Consider the following 17,607-nt stretch of genomic DNA (forward strand, 5'->3'; position numbering starts at 1 on the left):
GGAGGAAGTGAAGAGAATGTGAAGCTTTACGCTGAATGAGTGATGAGTTTGGGAATGATTTGGTTTAAGTTCCCGGCTCCGAGAAAAACAGCATAATCTCCAGGTTGTAAGTGGGCGACCAAATAGTTTTCAACGTCTTTGAGGGTGGGTTGATAGGAGACTCGATCGTGATATTCACCGATGACCTGAGCTACAGTTTCACCCTGGAAGCGGTCTAAATTGGCTTCTCCTGCACTATAGACATCTGTTACCACCACTTGATTGGCTTGTCCGAAGGATTGGGCAAATTCAGTCAGAAACATTTGGGTTCGACTGTAGCGGTGGGGTTGGAAGATAGCGATGACGCGTTGGTCTTTGGCTCTTAGACTAGCTGCGGCTAAAGTGGCTTGAATTTCACTTGGATGGTGAGCATAGTCATCAATGAGCATACTGCCCTTAAATTCTCCTCGGTATTCAAAGCGCCGTTTTGCTCCCTCAAAAGAGGACAGGGCCTCCTGAAGGGTGGAAAATGGGATTCCTAAATAACGAGCTACGGCGATCGCCGCCAGTGCGTTGCTAAGATTGTGCTGGCCCAATAGGGGAATTTCAATCTCCCCTAACAACTGACCTCGCTCCCATACCCTCGCCTGGGTTCCTTGGGAGGTATAGATAATTCGATCGACGCTGTACGCTGCCCCTGACTCTAAATTTAAGCTATAGCTAATGGTTGGATGGATGCGATCGCGCACAATTGGACAATCGATGCATCCCACTAATGTTTTACACTGTTTCTTGAATCTTTCAAAGGTTTCAATGACCTGATCGAGACTTTGGTAATGATCTGGGTGATCCAATTCTATATTGGTAACGACTCCAATTTCTGCTGCAATTTTAACCAGAGAACCATCGGATTCATCCGCTTCTGCGACTAAAAATTCTCCTTGGCCAAATCGTGCATTGCCTTCCCAGGCCTTTACTTCTCCGCCAATGATAATGGTAGGATCTAACGCGGCTCGAAGTAAGAGATAACCGATTAAACTACTGGTGGTGGTTTTACCATGGGTTCCGGCAACGGCTACACTGCGATAGTCTTGGATGAGGGCGGCAAGAACATCAGATCGATGAAAAATGGGACAGCCTAATTCTAGGGCTGCTTTATATTCTGCGTTATTGGTATTGATGGCAGTTGAGCAAATGACTTGGGGTAGGTGCCCGTTCCTGTTGTCGCTCGAATTTCTCTCTTTCAGAGCTGTGGCGATCGCTTTTCCTTGCTCTGAGGAGCGATCGGTCACAGAATGATAGATCTCCAAGTTTTTGCCTTCTTGAGAGCCAAAAATCTGAGTTCCTATTTCCTGTAACCTTTCGGTAATATGGGATAAGCGGATGTCTGAACCCGACACTGGTAGGTTCCGTTTAGCTAGTATATACGCTAAAGCTGACATTCCAATCCCCCCTATTCCTATAAAATGGAACGGTTTGCCGCCAAAGTCTATCGAACTTAGCATTTTTTTCCTCACACACCACACCAATAACACGCGATATCATATTTCAGTATTTGCTTTCATGGCAATACTATGCCACAAAATCTCCAATCAGTTCTTGAGAATGACCTTGGGTTTCTCATACCGGGTTGATTTCTCTACAAAAGATAGACTTGTTTCGGTTTTCATGACTTTTGTGATATGATGATAGGCTTTTATCTTGTTTTTCTCTAGCGGTTCATCAAGTTCCGGAAATTAAACCTCATCTTCTCAAGAACTCGGTGCCCTTTTATGGTATCTTCAGATCGAACAGGCTTCCTTATGCTCAGGAAGCTCACTCAATTCTGGAAGGTTTTCTAGAGTAGAGGATCAATACCAGAAGCTGGCTCAGGTTAGCAATGCTCCATTGGACTTAAGTTTGGGATCGCTTAAGTAGATTTCCTTCATCGGTGGGTGGCGATCTCCAGCGATCGCCCCAAAGTTGAGTAGTGTTTTCTACTGAGTTTCGGGGGTCAATCCGGAAAAAAAATATCCATTACGATCCCAAATCCGGATCTCCTGATTAAGGAAAATGAGAGCAAATTCTGTAGAGCAATCAAACTTGATGGGCCTTGTTCCTGTCGGTTTAACGTCAAAATAAACATTCAGCAATTCGCTTAAAAATACTTGGTTGAAGAAATAGAGGGCAAGACGAAGTGATTAGAGTAGCAATTAACGGTTTTGGTCGGATTGGACGGAACTTCATGCGGTGCTGGGCAGGCAGAGAAAACAGCAACTTGGAAGTTGTGGGTATTAATGATACTTCCGATCCGAGAACAAACGCCCATTTGCTCAAATATGACTCCATGTTGGGCACGTTTGATGCAGATATATCGGCGGACGAAAATTCCTTAACGGTCAATGGAAAAACAGTAAAATGTGTTTCCGATCGCAACCCCCTAAACTTACCCTGGGCAGAATGGGGAGTGGATTTAATTATTGAATCCACAGGTGTATTTGTGACGGAAGAAGGAGCATCTAAGCATTTACAAGCGGGTGCGAAAAAAGTTCTGATTACGGCTCCCGGAAAAGGAGGACATATCGGAACTTTTGTCGTGGGAGTTAACGATGCACAATATCGGCATGAAGACTATAAAGTTGTGAGTAATGCCAGTTGTACCACCAACTGTTTAGCTCCGTTTGCCAAGGTTCTCCATGAGAAATTTAGCATTATCAAGGGAACCATGACCACCACCCATAGTTATACGGGTGACCAACGCCTGCTAGATGCCTCTCACCGGGATGTGCGTCGCGCTAGAGCTGCTGCTCTGAATATTGTTCCCACCTCTACCGGAGCAGCTAAAGCGGTAGCTCTGGTCATTCCTGAATTAAAAGGAAAGCTCAATGGAATTGCTATGCGGGTTCCCACTCCCAACGTATCTGTTGTAGATTTAGTGGTTCAAGTAGAGAAAAAGACCTTTGTAGAAGAGGTCAACGAAGTGCTGCAAGAAGCGGCTGAAGGCCCCCTGAAAGGCATTCTCGAATATAGCGATCTACCCTTAGTCTCCTGTGATTATCGCGGTCATGATGCATCTTCTATTGTGGATGCCAGCTTAACCATGGTCATGGATGGCGATATGGTCAAAGTAATTGCTTGGTATGACAATGAGTGGGGCTATTCTCAGCGAGTTGTAGATTTAGCTGAAGTGGTAGCTAAGAATTGGCAAGCCTAGAGTACTAGAGAGTCGGGTTGTACTAGCTCAAAGGCAATAGATTAAGATTGATACCATCATGATTGGTCTATTGTAGTGGTGGGTTTGAAATCCACCACTACAACCCGGTCTCATTGTTCATTGAATCCACGATATTACCAAAGTGGATCGCTCTCAAGATTGACGGTGATTTCGTCTGTGCCTGCGGGAACGCCACTAATACAGGCACAGAGATTAGGACCCCCTAAAATTTCCACTTCGCAAGCATGACAAGACCCCATTAAACACCCTGTGGGAATCGTCACCCCAGCCCGTCGAGCCACTTCTAACAAGGGTTCTCCCACTTCAGCTTTAACGGTAACCTCATCGGGCAAAAACCGAACGGCGATCGCCTTACCCATTATTTTCTCCTCAACTGTAAACCGGACAAATTATGAAAGAAGCGGCCGAATATTCAAATATTCTGCCACTTGATCGCTGAGAATATCTAACACGAATTCTCGCTGTTCCCGATAATTGGGAACCCCTGTAGGCAATGCTAACAAACCTCGCTGCTTGCGCAACCGATTTAACCACATCCTTCGCCAGGGACCATTATCAAAAATGCCATGTAAATAGGTTCCCCAAATGCCTTGATTCCGATCGACCATCCCCAAGGATTGATCGTCAAACAAATAATAGTAACCGTCATCAGAGAGTACACTGGTGCGTCCTTGATGAATTTCAAATCCAGTAATGGGTAATCCTTCTTCAGGATAGTGGGAAGTCACGGATCGCTGGCGAGCAACTTTTTTGCCGAAAAGTACGGTTTGAATAGGCAATAAATCCAAACCTAGATACCGACCTTCTTCCCCTTCAAAGCCTTCCGGATCGGCAATCATTTTACCTAGCATTTGAAAGCCACCACAAATGCCCAATAGGGTTCCACCACTAGCGGCATAATCCTGTAACTCTTGGGCCATACCACTTTTGCGCAACGCCATCAAATCAGAGATGGTTGTCTTAGAACCCGGAATAATCACTGCATCTGGATATCCCAAGGACTCATGGAGACTCACATATTTGATCTGCACACTGGCTTCTGAATCGAGGGGATCAAAATCGGTAAAATTAGCAATATGGGGTAAGCGTAGCACGGCGATTGTTAGATCGGCTGACCCTTTGGATTTTCCCCCATCTCGTTCGAGTAAACTAAGGGAATCTTCTGCTGGAAAGGCCATATCTAACCAAGGAATCACCCCTAAAACGGGAATTCCTGTATAGTTTTCTAACCATTCAACTCCTGATTGCAAAAGGGAGCGCTGACCGCGAAATTTATTGATGACAATTCCCTTAATTAAAGTGCGCTCTTCGGGTTCGAGTAATTCCAGGGTTCCCACGACATGGGCAAAGGCACCACCGCGATCGATATCGACGACCAAAATTGTAGAGGCGTTTAAATGTTTGGCCACTCGCATATTGGTTAAATCTCGATGTTTGAGATTAATTTCTGCTGGAGATCCAGCCCCTTCACAGACGACTAAATCAAACTCATAGGATAACTGTTCTAGGGATTCAGTAATCGCTTCCCATCCCCGATCAAAATAATCTTTATAGTAATTTTCGGCGCTCACTTGTCCCACGGCTTCTCCGAGTAAAATCACTTGGGAGGTCATGTTACCTTGGGGCTTAAGTAAGATCGGATTCATGGCCACTTGAGGGGGAACTCCAGCCGCCCAAGCTTGTACGGCTTGGGCATAACCAATTTCTCCCCCAGTGGGGGTAACATAAGCATTTAAGGCCATATTCTGTCCCTTAAAGGGGGCTAAGTGCCAACCTTGCCGCGTTAAAATCCGACACAGGGCTGTACATAACATGGATTTTCCTGCGTGGGAGGTTGTGCCCACTACCATAATTGCTTTCATAGAAGATTAAATGTATTGAATGGTTAAGGGTTCGTGAGGGTTATCGGAGAAACCAGGGAATCAGTTGATGCAGACGGTTGTAGAGGCGATCGCCGATCGAGACACTCGGAAGGGTTCCGGTTTGCCTCTCCCAGTATTCAATTAGTTGACGACCTAAAGGCGTGAGGCGAAAGCGATCCGTAATTCCTTGTCCGTCTACTTCTCGGCGTAAAATACCGACTTGAATGAGCCAGAGGAGGGCATCTTCAGCCGCAATTTCGGTGAGGGTGGCGCGGGTATAATGGGCTGTCAATCCGGTTTGAGTGGCGATCTCCGCTAGGGGAATACTGCGGATTTTCAGGTCAGTAAACAATTGTAGTTGAAATGGGGAACAGCGTAGGGCGAGATCGGCTCGCATCCAGGTTGGGCTATCTTGTTGAGGAACTGGTGAGGGAGAAGAATGAACCAATGACATAACGATAACAAAAGGTCGAGGAGGAAGGACAAGTAAGAACTCACGATCGCTTATTCTAATCTAGCATGCAGATTTGGCAGATTAGGGAAGAAGCGATCGCCAGCTCCGTCTCAAAACTTGCAGCAAGGTATTGTAAAATTACAAAAGCAGTTCTTAAGTTAACCCAAAACAATCTCTTATGTCTCTATCTGTCGGCACAACTGCCCCAGCATTTACCGCCAAAGATACGAATGGTAATTCGGTTTCCCTCTCTGATTTTTCTGGAAAAACCGTGGTTCTCTATTTCTATCCCAAGGATGATACTCCCGGATGTACCAAGGAAGCCCAAAGCTTTAAGGAAGCTTATGGAGAATATCAAGGCAAAGAAATTGTGGTCTTAGGGGTGAGCATGGATGATGAAGCCTCTCACCAGAAGTTTACCGAAAAATATGGTTTAAACTTTCCTCTCCTGGCTGATACGGATGGCGCACTGACTAAAGCTTACGATGTTGAAGGGGGTGGTTATTCTAAGCGGGTGACTTATGTGATTGATGGTTCCGGAAAAATCATCAAGGTGTTTGAAGGTGCTAACCTCAAAACCGCAACCCATGCCCAAGATATTTTAGCTGAATTGGGTCTTTAATTCTCTTAATTGTTCCTTCGTTGTTGAGCTTTAGCCCTAAAATATCCAGAGCGCTAAAGCTCAACAACAAGAGGTGAAGTCGGGAAAATGCTTACCCTCCTCTATGGTCTTAATAATCTTTAATTAATCTCCTCAAGTATGCAGTTTATCGATCAAGTTGAAGTACAAGTAAAGGCTGGAGATGGCGGAGATGGTTTAGTTGCCTTCCGTCGGGAAAAATATGTACCTGCGGGGGGGCCTTCTGGTGGAAATGGAGGCAAAGGGGGATCGATTATTGTCAGAGCGACCGAGCGGTTGCAAACTTTGTTGGATTTTCGCTACAAACATTTATTTAGAGCCGAAAATGGTAAGCGCGGTGGACCCAATAATCGGACGGGAGCTAATGGGGCAGATTTATTTTTAGAAGTTCCTTGTGGAACCGTGATTACGGATGCAGAAACAGGGGAATGGATTGGGGATTTAGTGGAAAAGGAACAAACATTAGCGATCGCCCAAGGGGGAAAAGGAGGGTTAGGAAATCAGCATTTCTTGAGTAATCGCAATCGCGCCCCCGATTATGCACTTCCGGGTTTAGAGGGTGAAGAGGGACGGTTTCGTTTTGAGTTAAAACTCTTAGCAGATGTGGGAATTATTGGTTTACCGAATGCAGGAAAATCGACCTTTATTTCAGTTGTTTCAGCCGCGCAACCGAAAATTGCTAATTATCCATTTACGACGTTAATTCCTAATTTGGGAGTCGTACGGAAACCGACGGGAGATGGAACCGTATTTGCAGATATTCCGGGGTTAATTGAAGGGGCAGCAGAAGGGATTGGTTTGGGTCATGATTTCCTACGACATATTGAACGGACGCGGGTTTTATTGCACCTGATTGATAGTACAGAACCGGATATTTTTGCGGTCTATAATACGATTCAACAAGAGTTAGTGGCTTATGGGAAAGGGTTGGAAAATCGCCCGCAAGTCATTGGTTTGAATAAGATGGATGTGGTGGATCAAAGCGAAGATTGGCAGGCGATCGCCCATTCTCTCCAAGAATTTACTGGTTCCCCCGTATTCCTTCTATCTGCTGCCACCCAAACTGGCATCCAAGAGATCTTACAAAGGATTTGGCAAATTCTCGAACAGCAACCCCATCCCCTGGAATAAATGAACGTCAGTTTTGGTTAAGGGCGTTTTGCGACTGATTTGAGGAAGCAATGGGGATTACAGCCAACGAGAGAACAAGGGTTTCAGCTTATCCAAAACTGATGTTATTTAGAGTGTGAGTAGTTCATCATCAATTCCTCAATCACAAACTCCAACATTTGTCCTTGGGAACTGCCAAACTTAATTTTTTCCCCTGATTGTAGGGGAATTTCTTGCTGGTGAATTTTTTGCCAATTCCCTGCTCGTAATACCAAGGTTCCAAAGCGGGAAAAATCCCGTAACCAATAGGTGGGTTGTCCCTGATTCGACTCTAAAGGTTCCCGGCGAATAATTTCTGCGTGCCGCTGAGATACCCAGCGTTCGCTAATGACAATATCATTCTCTTCCCGTCTGCCCACTCGCATAAGTCCGCCATGAATCTGCCAAACCTGTGTTGTTTCTTCTACTGAACGTAAGGAGGCAATTGTGCGGGTTTGTTGATGCAAATTGACTGCTGTATCTGGTAATTCAGTAATTCCTTCCGGAGCAGGGACTAATAACTGTCCATCAAAATCTGGATGCATATATAACACCGGAAGTGTCCAGGATGGTTGATTATACTTGTAGAGTGTAATTAAGCGTTGCCGAGCTATAGCGGTAGCTTCATCGATGGGGAAACGCTTGGATAGGGCTTCAGCAAAGGCTTCAATGAAACTGAGCGCTTCTCGATCGGCGATCGCCTCTCGCATTCCTAAAACTGCTGGTATCCCATGATGCAGTAGTACTTCCGCGAAACTACTACGAGGCAGGAGACGATGAGAGTCTCCATCTCTAGGATCATCTACTTCCGTATCTCCCTTCGCACTCCAACAAGTATTCAAAACTGCCAACGTCACTTGTCCTCGAACCAAAACATTGGCAAATTCCCGGCCACTCAGGGTTGTTTCTGGCTGTAAATACAACAGTCCCCCATCCGGAGCCGGGACAGCATGGCCTCCATAAAACACAATGTTGTAGGTCTTCGTTTCCAAAGCCGCAATTAACTGTGCAGGAGTCGGTTGGATCAAGGTATCTACTTTACAGGGAACCGATGAAGTCATTAAACTGGGTAGGGTTTGATGGGGATCGGTACAATTTTCCAGAATTCGAGCTAAGGTTTCTGCTTCTGCTTCCAATTGCAGATCGCTCGGTGTACCCTCAAGCCATTCAGAACCGAAAGTACCCTGACCAACCGTTGCGCCAAAGACTAATAAAATATTCAGTTCCTGATCCGTTCGTTGCGGAGGAAGAGGATCGACATCACTGGTGGTACGACTAAATAACAGGGTAGGAGAAACGGAAATGGCCTGTTTTCCCGCTTGAGATTGCATAATTTCCCAAGGTAAAGGAATTAGATCGGGGTCTCGGATATCGAGGCGGACTCGTAAGGGTTTATTCTGTCCTAAGGCAATGCCTTGACTTTGGGATAAACAGCTTTGAATGGGGCCATCAAAGACCCATTGCCACAAACTAATCCCCAATTGCTGCATTAACCGACTACTATAAGACCCTTTTTCCTCTGGAGAAAAGGGTAAAGTCTCGAATTCTGTTGGATTAGACTCTACAGCCGGAATGGAGAGAGAATAGGAGGGTTGGGAGGGAATTTTAAATAAATCCTGCCATCCTTCCCAAGTGAGGCTGAGAGTATAGGGCCAAATACGGTCATGATGAGTATATCCTCCGGGATAGGAAGCCCGAATTACCCAAATGGCAAAATGGGCGGATTGGTTTCTATCTGGAGAATGAGGTTTACCATTGCCATCAGATGGTGAACAAGCGACCAACCGGGTAATGGCAATACTGAGACAAGGGCAGTCAATTGAAGACATTTAAGAGCCTTGATATTACGGGTTGAGTGTATTCCCTTTCTTCTAGTTTATCGAATTGCTTGGACAGATGGGGGGATTGGGGGATGGGGAGACGGGGATATGGAGACAGGGGGACGCACAGATACGGAGATTACTGATGACCCATTCCCCATAATTTTACGGATTTATGGGACTGGGAGAGGGGGACAGTTGGACGGGTATAGCAGGAGAGTTTTGAAGGGTTGGCGATCGCCTCCAAGATGGTTCAAACAGATATAATGTCGCTCCCCCTAAAACCAATAAAATTGTCATTAAACTGACAATCCCCACTAATAATCGAGAAATAGAAACCGTTTGGGGCACAGAGTCTGGACTAGACTTCAAGTCCTTTTGGCCTTCTGGAGCGCCAACTGTGACCAATTGGGTTTTCATTGAGTTCTGGGCTGATTCTTTGGCGGGGAGATCGCCCGGAATAACGGGATTAAATAATCTAGTTAAGGGCTTCAAGGTCGCATTCTGGGGTTTGACTTGATAATGGATCAGGCCGATGGTGACATTATCATGGCCATTGAGGGTATTGGCTAATTCGACTAATTCAGCCGTGGCTGTGGCCAAATCTAATTTACCCTCCAAAATGGGTAAGAGTTTACTTTGCCAATGGTGTTCGACGCGATCGCCATCACTGAGTCCATCAGAGCAAAGCAACACAATGCCATCCTCATCTAAAATTAATCGCCCCACACTAGGATGCAGGAGATTAGACTCACTCATTCCCAAGGCTTGCACCAGGGCACCAGCAGCCCGATGTTGGAGAGCGCCACGATATAAGGTATAACCTAGGCGCACTTCACGAGAAGCTAAATCATCATCTAAGGTCACCTGATGACATCCATGCTGGGTGATCCAATAGATCCGGGAATCTCCCACATGGGCAATATAGAGTTCATGGGCCTGCTCTACAGGAGGGGGAACAACTGCCATGACGAGAGTCGTTCCCATGCGTTGTCGTTCGTGACGATGCTCTTGGTCATTGCGATCGCTAATAACGGTATTCGCATGACGAATCAACTGATCGAGAAGATCGGTGATCTGATCGACCCGATCTGGGGGACTCTTGGCAGCAGAAAGCTTCTCCCAATTCAAAGAGGCCAAAATACTTTCGATCGCCTGTTGAGAAGCCACTTCTCCCCCAGCATGACCACCAATACCATCACAGACAATCGCACAGAGAGGATCAGACCCCTGAAATGACGAAATGCTTTGACCTGGGGAGGTTTGTAGGGGGTAACAAGCATCTTCATTATGGGAGCGACTGGGGCCCTTATCACTGGCGGTACATAGGCTAAAGTGGGTAGTCTGGGACTGACGACAATAGTGTAAGGCTCGATCGAGTTCGGCGATCGCCCGAGCCATGGCGAAGATGTGTCCTTCAGTCAACCCTTGAGCTAAATGTTGTAAAAAGCGATTAATCAGAGGATTGGCCTGTTTAGCCAAGAGTAACCACATTTGCCCTAACTGGGATAACTCAACTGAAGATGAGGGATCGGCCCGCAATTCTCGAATCCGTACCACTGGCCCTTCAACTCGCAAGAAGTGATGATCGAGTAGGGAATTGGCTACTCCCAAAACTTTTAATGGTTGCCACAGATGGGCAATTTGCCATAACCAATGCAATTGACGCATGGGAGAAGCTTTAGCCCATTGATCTTTGAGCGTTGGCATCAGTGCGGGGTTCAGAGGCGCTTGCTCTAAAAGGGATGGGTTGATCGGCGCTCCTTCGAGCAGTAGCACAGGGGGTAAAGTCTGCTTTAGCGTTAAGAGTTCGTAGGGTTGGGGGACATGGAGTCGATAGGGAAAGAGTTTGAGATAGGTTTGCAGGGATGAGGAAATTTCTGAGGGGATATGGGGGGGAACCCCTGGTTTCAGATCGAGGAAAATGTGGTTACCTTTGTAGAGATAGCGATCGCCCATTCGTTGTCCCGCTTCTAGAAAGTCCAAGGCGTGGCCTAAAGGTCGCAGATCGGGAGACGTTGCCCACAGATACCGCTTGACTAACCGAGTGCCGCAACTGTGGCAATCTTGACGATTTTCTGAGTTGACTTTCTGACAACTGGGATTGGGACAGTTAAGGAATGCGGTTTCGGTTGGCATAGGAAATCCTCGCGCCTGTAAATGGAAAGGCAGTGTATTGCTCCACAACTGGGGTTCTGGCCCAATCCAGTTGTTCAGAGCATAGCAGACGGCTGCTTGGCTAGAGCGATAGATAGGAACACTACCTAATAAGCAAGCCGAAATAGATATAATTCTAGTTTAGTGAACGCACCCTTAGTTATTCATGTTTGGGGAAATAGCTGACAAGAACCGTGGGTTTGACTTATATTCTGCCCATACAATCTTGCACGCTTTTCCCAAATTATATGACTATTTCTGCGACTCAAAGGGCCAATGATCCGGCTGATCCTATGGAATATCCGATCTGGAACTGGCGCGGATTTCCCATCCGTTATCAGAAAATGGGTCAAATAGGGCCAACGGTGTTACTGATCCATGGATTTGGGGGATCGGTGGATCATTGGCGTAAAAATCTCCCGGTTATGGGTCAATGTTGTCGCTGTTATGCCTTAGATTTAATTGGCTTTGGGGGTTCGGCCAAACCGACTCCAGGGGTGGAGGTTGAGTATAGATTTGAAACCTGGAGCGAGCAAATTATCCAGTTTTGTCAAGAGGTGATTGGTGAGCCGACGGTATTGGTGGGGAATTCGATTGGCTGTATTGCTGTGATGCAAGCGGCTGTTGATGCTTCAGATTGGGTAGAGTCTGTCGTTTTGATCAATTGTTCTTTAAGGTTACTCCACGATCGCCGCCGAGAGAATTTACCCTTTTATAAACGGTATGGTGCGCCTATCGTACAACGGTTTTTGGGGATTCGGGCGATCGGTCATTGGTTTTTTGCCCAAATTGCTAAACCCAAGGTTGTACGACAGATTTTACAAGAAGCTTATGGGCGATCGGAAGCCGTCACCGATGAATTAGTCGATTTACTGATGGCTCCAGCACTCGATCCGGGGGCAGCAGATGTCTTTATCGCTTTTACTCGCTATTCCCAAGGCCCCCTACCGGAAGAGTTGTTAGAAAGTCTCCCTTGTCCAGCGCTCATGCTCTGGGGAACTGAAGACCCCTGGGAACCCATTGATGAGGGACGCAAGTTAGGCGAATTTCCAGCCATTAAACACTTTATTCCCCTAGAAGGAGTCGGTCATTGTCCCCAAGATGAAGCCCCAGAATTGGTCAATCCCCTCATCCTCGATTGGGTATTAGAGAACAGTGACCCGTTAAACTAAAGAGTGAATAACTCAGAAAAATGTCAACATATAGCAATAGCACAGGAATATATGTATCGGGTTTACGGAGATAGGCTCTCAGGTAACTGCTATAAGGTTAAGTTACTGATGAATCATCTAGATATAGATCATGAATGGATAGAGATCGATATCTTACAGGGAGAAACGAAAACGAATGAGTTTCTGAGCAAAAATTCCAATGGAAAAATTCCTCTTCTGGAACTCCCGTCAGGACAATATCTTTCTGAGTCTAATGCCATTCTCAATTATTTAGCCCATGGAACCCATTATTTATCGGATGACCCTTGGGAGCGAGCAAATATTTTGCAATGGCAGTTTTTTGAACAATATAGTCATGAGCCGTATATTGCCGTAGCCCGGTTTATCGCCAAGTATCTGGGACTACCAGAAGAGAGACGAGCAGAATATGAAGCGAAACAAGAAGGGGGGTATAAAGCACTCTCTGTTATGGAGCAGCAATTATCAAAAACGGATTTTCTCGTCAATGGTTCTCTAACGATCGCAGATATTTCGTTATACGCTTATACCCATGTAGCTGATGAAGGAGGATTTGATCTTTCTGAATATCCTGCTGTTCGAGCATGGCTCGATCGCGTGTCAAGTCATCCCCATCATCTTACAATGTCTTAATCGTCTCTATAGAAGGGAAAAGTCGCGATCGCTAAACTATCTGCGTAGATTGCATGGCAAGTGGGAAAATAAACCTTCAATTGGTACAACTGAGGCACTATGCACACTCGTCAGCTCAATTTATTTGACCGCCTCACCTTTCCAGATCATCAATCCTGGTTATGTTGGCTCCATAATCTATTACTAAAACCAGAAAAGCCACCTGATGGCCCAGTTATATTAGATTTATTTGCCGGTTGTGGAGGATTAGCCTTGGGATTTGAAGTCCAAGGATTTCGCACCTACGGTTTTGAGATCAAGCCCTACGCTGTAGCCAGTTACAATATGAACTTAGCTGGCCAATGTGTAGAAACGTGTCTATCAGTGGGTTTACCAGAAGTAGAAGCCGACGTAATTATAGGTGGCCCTCCTTGTCAACCCTTTAGCCAGATTGGTTATCAACGCGGTAAACGTGATATTAGAGATGGTTTTCCTATATTTCTGGATGCCATCCATCGAATTCAGCCTAAAATTGCAATTCTGGAAAATGTGAGAGGTTTACTCTATCGCAATAAGAGCTATTTGAGGCAAGTTCTGGCAGAATTAGAACGATTTGGCTATCAAGTTGATGTCAAGCTTTTGAATTCTCTTGAGTATGGTGTTCCGCAAAAACGGCAGAGAGTGATGATAGTGGCCTCTCGTGTGGGTTGGTCTTGGCCAGAACCTTTTACGACACAACCGGTTACCGCAGGCATGGCTTTAGGTTCATTAGCCCTAGAATTTAATGCTGAAAGCCGATTTTTAACAGCAAGTATGGATCGCTATATTGCCGAATATGAAGCTAAAAGTCGATGTGTTCGACCTAGAGATTTACATTTAGATCAACCCTCAAGAACGGTGACTTGTCGCAATTTAGGAGGCGCAACGGCTGATATGCTACGGATCAAGTTACCCGGCGATCTCCGTCGGATGCTTACCGTTCGAGAAGGGGCAAGACTCCAAGGTTTTCCTGATTGGTTTGAATTTCAGGGGACGTTCTATGAACAGTGCGAACAAGTGGGTAATGCTGTACCTCCTTTGATGTCTCTAGCCTTAGCTCAACAAGTCAAGAAGGTTCTAGATTCTGAGGTTAATCCAAGAGATTTTAAAATTAGCACACTTTTTGAGACGAAAAAAGAACAAGCCTTAGAGATAATTAAGAGTATTGGGATTCCAGTCAGAGAAATGACTAAACGTCGCCGCGAACGGTTGGCATTGGCTCTTTTAGCTGTGGCTCGGCTAAGTCCTGAAATGCTTTGGAAGGAAGCAAAAAGTTATTTTGCAGGGGGGTCTAATCCCATAACAACCAGAGAAATCATCAAATTCTGGAATACACACTATGCCGAGAAAATAGCAGATTCATCTTATGATGATGTGCGCCGAAAAGACTTAATTTATTTGGTTGAAGCTGGATTAGTTGAAAAGAGCGCAGCTAACCCGACTGCTGATACGAATGATGGGACGCGAGGATATGCCATTGGACAAGATGGAGTACGACTGTTACAGGCTTATGATACTGATGATTGGGAAGATGCTTTGCTCCATTTCCGCGACCAAAGGGGGGTTTTGGGCGATCGCTTGAGCAAAGCACGGGAATTTCAAAAGGTTCCAGTTACTTTACCTAATGGTACAATCATCAAACTTTCTCCAGGATCACATAACCGAATTCAAAAAGCTGTGGTTGAGGAATTTTTACCTCGGTTTGCTCATAGTACAATTGAGTTACTGTATTTGGGAGATACAGAAAAAAAGATCTTATGTATTGACAATAATAAGCTTCTCGGTTTGGGTATATCTCAACTAGAGCGGGACATGCTCCCTGATATTCTAGCTTATGAAGCCGATCGAAACTGGCTGTTTACGATTGAAGCGGTTCATTCTTCTAATCCAATTAATGCACTTCGTCATCTGAAGCTCAAAAACTTAATGGTCAATTGTACGGCAGGTGTAATTTATGTGAGTGCCTTTGAAAGTATGAAAATATTTTCTAAATTTGCCAAGGATATTAGTTGGGAAACCGAGGTTTGGATTGCTGATAATCCAGATCATATGATTCATTTTGACGGAGAGCGCTTTCTTGGCCCCTATAAGTAAGGGTTTTCAGGGGAAAAATGGTTTATCTATTCCTGATTAGCAGCACGAAGCACGATATGTTGCTTTAAGACATCTAAGCGTGAAATATCCCAACGATCGATATGGGAATTAATTAAGCCATTCTCATTGATTTGGAGTTCACTCGATCCAGGAATAGAAATACGGGGTTTCCAGGGGAGGGGAGTATTCCAGTGCAATGTCCATCGGGTGTGGATCGTGTTTCCTTCTTGCTGGATGTGGTGTAAGTCCATTTTGATATTCAGGAACCAGCGTTCCATCCAGGATATCATCTGTTGATAGCGATCGCCTCCCCAGAATTCGGTCATTGGATCTTTAAAATACACATCTGGCGCATAAATACTATAGGTTTGGTTGACGGGAAACCGTTCATAGTCTGCTTTGAGAATTTCGATCAGTTCCATAGCTTCATCAGTGAGTTACGACCGTTTTTTGGGGAGGCAATAGGCAAGAGTTTTAAAGCAAATTGGGTTGATAATCAGGGAAACTCATGTCTTCCCCTCGATAAGCGGTAATCACGGTTTTTACGCCTCCACGCCTCGTAAAATCGCCGATAATGCGCAGTGCTTTGGGTTTCACTTCTGCCATCAGGCGATCGGCGACCTGGTTAACTACGGTTTCATGGCTGATTCTTTGTTGGCGAAAACTGTTAATGTAAAGCTTAAAAGCTTTGAGTTCTAAAACAGATTGACCGGGAAAATAATCACAGACAATAGTGCCAAAATCTGGATAACCCGATCGCGGACAAAGGGCAGTAAACTCTGGATGTTCTAGATGAATGATATAATCGTGGTTTGGAGAAGGGTTGGGCCAAATTTCTAGTCGATGGTGAGCCACTTCTTCAATGGCGCGATCGCCATAGGTTCGATCTTCTAATATCTCTGTCCCAGAACTGCCATAGTTAGTGCCTCGATATTTCCAAATCGGATCGGCAACTCCGGCTTCCTGAAAACCTCGATCTCTTAAGATACAGGCATGACACTTACCGCATCCTCCCTTCACCCCTGCATAGCAAGTATGGGTTAACTCCATGACTGACTCGAAGCGATCGCCCAACGCCTCCTGAGCCAACTTCACTGACTCTGCCTTCGTTAAATTCATCAAGGGTGTATGAATCCGATACGCCTCACCATCACCGTACATTCCCTCACCCAATGCCACTCCCATGGCATCAATAAAACTCTGACGACAATCCCAATACCCCGCAAAATCCGTCTCACACACTCCTAAAACAATATCTTTAATCCCTAAACGCGCCGCCCGATTCGCTGCCAAGGTTAAGAACAAAATATTACGTCCCGGAATAAATGTGGCTTCAATGCCCCCTGGCAGCGCCTCGGCACTCTCATACTCCGCCAAAGGGGTTTCGCTTACCAAAGGACTCGTACTCGCCAAAATAGGCCCCACTGAGACGATTTCATGACTTGCCAATTCCAGCTTCTGAGCCACGGCTTGGGCACTTTCCAGCTCAATGCGATGACGCTGTTGATAATCAAACGTCAGCCCATGAATGCGATCGAATTGTTGTGTAGCTAATGCAGCGCAGGTGGTTGAATCTTGTCCACCAGAAAGGATAACCAGAGCTTCGGTTTGAGCCATGAAACAATCAATGAAAATCAAAAATAGGGTCGTCAATATTGTAGATCGGGGAGAACCCATCCGATGCAGCCCACCCCTGGTGTCGCCTATTCCAGAGTAGACGGATCAATGCCCTGTTCTAGCAGACGTTGGCGTAAGGCTTGTAATTCGGCTTCTGCTTGTTGAGCGCGTTGTTGTTCTTGTTCAGCCCGTTGGCGCTCCTCCTCTAAAGCCAGTTCTGCTTGTTGGGCACGTTGCCGTTCATTTTCAGCCCTTTGGCGTTCATTTTCAGCCCTTTGGCGTTCTTGCAAGCGATCGCGCTCCGACTCATCGGGACTGCGCAAATACTCCCCTCTCTCTCGGTCAAAAAACCGCAATTTACCATCCGGTAGCACTCTCATTTCTAAACCTAAAACCTGAGAAAAAACGGATAATGTACCATCGTCTAACTCATTGAGCGTCAATAATTGATACGCTCCATTGACTAACCTCCGTCCTCTCAAACGAGGCTGCAAATAATCGCCGCTGGGGTCATATTGGAAATATTCTCTGACTCCCATTTGGGCATAAGTGACGGGTTTATCTCGTTCATCCTTGTGTCGGGTACTCATGGAAGTCACTTCTAAAACCCAATCCGGATAACGGTTATTTTCCTCCCACACGCGGTAACTTCTGCGGGGACGGTTTTCAACCCCAAAGACAACGAAGACATCGGGACAAACCACGGCATCGGGAACTCCTTGCTCGTAGGAGAACCAGAGATTACCGGAAACGTAAACATCGGAACGATTTTGGAAGTAG

At 45.8% G+C, this 17,607-nt stretch carries 15 protein-coding genes; 6 read left to right on the forward strand and 9 right to left on the reverse strand.

Annotation, left to right across the window (positions count from 1 at the left end; genetic code table 11):
* Nucleotides 1–26: 26 nt before the first annotated feature.
* Complete coding sequence (murC, locus tag PN466_RS04295) at nucleotides 27–1,484, reverse strand: UDP-N-acetylmuramate--L-alanine ligase (RefSeq protein ID WP_271937259.1); 1,458 nt, start codon at nucleotides 1,482–1,484, stop codon at nucleotides 27–29.
* A 671-nt stretch (nucleotides 1,485–2,155) separates the two neighbouring features.
* Between murC and PN466_RS04300 the strand changes: the two genes are divergently transcribed.
* Nucleotides 2,156–3,172, forward strand: a complete 1,017-nt coding sequence (locus PN466_RS04300) for a type I glyceraldehyde-3-phosphate dehydrogenase (RefSeq protein ID WP_271937261.1) — start codon at nucleotides 2,156–2,158, stop codon at nucleotides 3,170–3,172.
* 134 nt (nucleotides 3,173–3,306) lie between these two features.
* Here the strand turns inward: PN466_RS04300 and PN466_RS04305 are convergent, their stop codons facing one another.
* Genes PN466_RS04305 through PN466_RS04315 form a run of 3 tightly spaced genes read right to left on the reverse strand, consistent with a single transcriptional unit; the run spans nucleotide 3,307 to nucleotide 5,509 of the window.
* Nucleotides 3,307–3,552 carry a 2Fe-2S iron-sulfur cluster-binding protein gene (locus PN466_RS04305; protein ID WP_271937262.1) on the reverse strand — a complete coding sequence of 82 codons (246 nt, stop codon included), beginning with the start codon at nucleotides 3,550–3,552 and terminating at the stop codon, nucleotides 3,307–3,309.
* 30 nt (nucleotides 3,553–3,582) lie between these two features.
* Nucleotides 3,583–5,055, reverse strand: coding sequence for a cobyric acid synthase CobQ (gene cobQ, locus PN466_RS04310; RefSeq protein ID WP_271937263.1), 1,473 nt, complete (start codon nucleotides 5,053–5,055; stop codon nucleotides 3,583–3,585).
* Nucleotides 5,056–5,095: 40 nt separating this feature from the next.
* Nucleotides 5,096–5,509 (reverse strand): Npun_F0494 family protein, encoded by a 414-nt coding sequence (locus tag PN466_RS04315; RefSeq protein WP_271937264.1) that lies wholly within the window; start codon nucleotides 5,507–5,509, stop codon nucleotides 5,096–5,098.
* Nucleotides 5,510–5,687: 178 nt separating this feature from the next.
* Here PN466_RS04315 and PN466_RS04320 point away from each other — a divergent pair, with 178 nt between their 5' ends.
* Both PN466_RS04320 and obgE read left to right on the forward strand, forming a co-directional pair.
* Nucleotides 5,688–6,131, forward strand: coding sequence for a peroxiredoxin (locus PN466_RS04320; protein WP_271937265.1), 444 nt, complete (start codon nucleotides 5,688–5,690; stop codon nucleotides 6,129–6,131).
* Nucleotides 6,132–6,269: 138 nt separating this feature from the next.
* Nucleotides 6,270–7,280, forward strand: a complete 1,011-nt coding sequence (obgE, locus tag PN466_RS04325) for a GTPase ObgE (protein WP_271937267.1) — start codon at nucleotides 6,270–6,272, stop codon at nucleotides 7,278–7,280.
* Between the two features lie 104 nt (nucleotides 7,281–7,384).
* Here the strand turns inward: obgE and PN466_RS04330 are convergent, their stop codons facing one another.
* Complete coding sequence (locus tag PN466_RS04330) at nucleotides 7,385–9,127, reverse strand: CHAT domain-containing protein (protein ID WP_271937269.1); 1,743 nt, start codon at nucleotides 9,125–9,127, stop codon at nucleotides 7,385–7,387.
* Nucleotides 9,128–9,283: 156 nt separating this feature from the next.
* Nucleotides 9,284–11,257 carry a PP2C family protein-serine/threonine phosphatase gene (locus PN466_RS04335; RefSeq protein WP_271937271.1) on the reverse strand — a complete coding sequence of 658 codons (1,974 nt, stop codon included), beginning with the start codon at nucleotides 11,255–11,257 and terminating at the stop codon, nucleotides 9,284–9,286.
* A 311-nt stretch (nucleotides 11,258–11,568) separates the two neighbouring features.
* Between PN466_RS04335 and PN466_RS04340 the strand changes: the two genes are divergently transcribed.
* The 3 genes from PN466_RS04340 to PN466_RS04350 all read left to right on the forward strand — a co-directional run bounded on the left by PN466_RS04340 (nucleotide 11,569) and on the right by PN466_RS04350 (nucleotide 15,210).
* Nucleotides 11,569–12,447: an alpha/beta fold hydrolase gene (locus tag PN466_RS04340; protein WP_271937272.1), complete on the forward strand. Its 879-nt coding sequence runs from the start codon at nucleotides 11,569–11,571 to the stop codon at nucleotides 12,445–12,447.
* 51 nt (nucleotides 12,448–12,498) lie between these two features.
* Nucleotides 12,499–13,098 (forward strand): glutathione S-transferase family protein, encoded by a 600-nt coding sequence (locus tag PN466_RS04345; protein WP_271937283.1) that lies wholly within the window; start codon nucleotides 12,499–12,501, stop codon nucleotides 13,096–13,098.
* Between the two features lie 99 nt (nucleotides 13,099–13,197).
* The gene (locus PN466_RS04350) at nucleotides 13,198–15,210 is read left to right on the forward strand and encodes a BsuBI/PstI family type II restriction endonuclease (protein ID WP_271937274.1); all 2,013 of its coding nucleotides are present in this window, start codon (nucleotides 13,198–13,200) and stop codon (nucleotides 15,208–15,210) included.
* Nucleotides 15,211–15,236: 26 nt separating this feature from the next.
* Here the strand turns inward: PN466_RS04350 and PN466_RS04355 are convergent, their stop codons facing one another.
* The 3 genes from PN466_RS04355 to PN466_RS04365 all read right to left on the reverse strand — a co-directional run.
* A complete protein-coding gene (locus tag PN466_RS04355) occupies nucleotides 15,237–15,632 on the reverse strand; it encodes a DUF2358 domain-containing protein (RefSeq protein WP_271937275.1) in 396 nt (131 codons plus the stop codon).
* 52 nt (nucleotides 15,633–15,684) lie between these two features.
* Nucleotides 15,685–16,827, reverse strand: coding sequence for a 7-cyano-7-deazaguanine synthase QueC (gene queC / locus PN466_RS25860; RefSeq protein ID WP_271937277.1), 1,143 nt, complete (start codon nucleotides 16,825–16,827; stop codon nucleotides 15,685–15,687).
* Nucleotides 16,828–16,913: 86 nt separating this feature from the next.
* On the reverse strand, nucleotides 16,914–17,607 hold a 694-nt coding region (locus tag PN466_RS04365; RefSeq protein ID WP_271937279.1), incomplete at its 5' end, for a Uma2 family endonuclease.

The sequence above is a fragment of the Roseofilum reptotaenium CS-1145 genome, from assembly GCF_028330985.1.
Classification (GTDB): domain Bacteria; phylum Cyanobacteriota; class Cyanobacteriia; order Cyanobacteriales; family Desertifilaceae; genus Roseofilum; species Roseofilum reptotaenium.

Excerpts from the sequence above, each read along its gene's own strand:
- murC (WP_271937259.1), bottom strand. The coding sequence starts at position 1,484 with ATGCTAAGTTCGATAGACTTTGGCGGCAAACCGTTCCATTTTATAGGA.
- PN466_RS04305 (WP_271937262.1), bottom strand. The coding sequence starts at position 3,552 with ATGGGTAAGGCGATCGCCGTTCGGTTTTTGCCCGATGAGGTTACCGTT.
- cobQ (WP_271937263.1), bottom strand. The coding sequence starts at position 5,055 with ATGAAAGCAATTATGGTAGTGGGCACAACCTCCCACGCAGGAAAATCC.
- PN466_RS04315 (WP_271937264.1), bottom strand. The coding sequence starts at position 5,509 with ATGTCATTGGTTCATTCTTCTCCCTCACCAGTTCCTCAACAAGATAGC.
- PN466_RS04320 (WP_271937265.1), top strand. The coding sequence starts at position 5,688 with ATGTCTCTATCTGTCGGCACAACTGCCCCAGCATTTACCGCCAAAGAT.
- obgE (WP_271937267.1), top strand. The coding sequence starts at position 6,270 with ATGCAGTTTATCGATCAAGTTGAAGTACAAGTAAAGGCTGGAGATGGC.
- PN466_RS04330 (WP_271937269.1), bottom strand. The coding sequence starts at position 9,127 with ATGTCTTCAATTGACTGCCCTTGTCTCAGTATTGCCATTACCCGGTTG.
- PN466_RS04335 (WP_271937271.1), bottom strand. The coding sequence starts at position 11,257 with ATGCCAACCGAAACCGCATTCCTTAACTGTCCCAATCCCAGTTGTCAG.
- PN466_RS04340 (WP_271937272.1), top strand. The coding sequence starts at position 11,569 with ATGGAATATCCGATCTGGAACTGGCGCGGATTTCCCATCCGTTATCAG.
- PN466_RS04345 (WP_271937283.1), top strand. The coding sequence starts at position 12,499 with ATGTATCGGGTTTACGGAGATAGGCTCTCAGGTAACTGCTATAAGGTT.
- PN466_RS04350 (WP_271937274.1), top strand. The coding sequence starts at position 13,198 with ATGCACACTCGTCAGCTCAATTTATTTGACCGCCTCACCTTTCCAGAT.
- PN466_RS04355 (WP_271937275.1), bottom strand. The coding sequence starts at position 15,632 with ATGGAACTGATCGAAATTCTCAAAGCAGACTATGAACGGTTTCCCGTC.
- queC (WP_271937277.1), bottom strand. The coding sequence starts at position 16,827 with ATGGCTCAAACCGAAGCTCTGGTTATCCTTTCTGGTGGACAAGATTCA.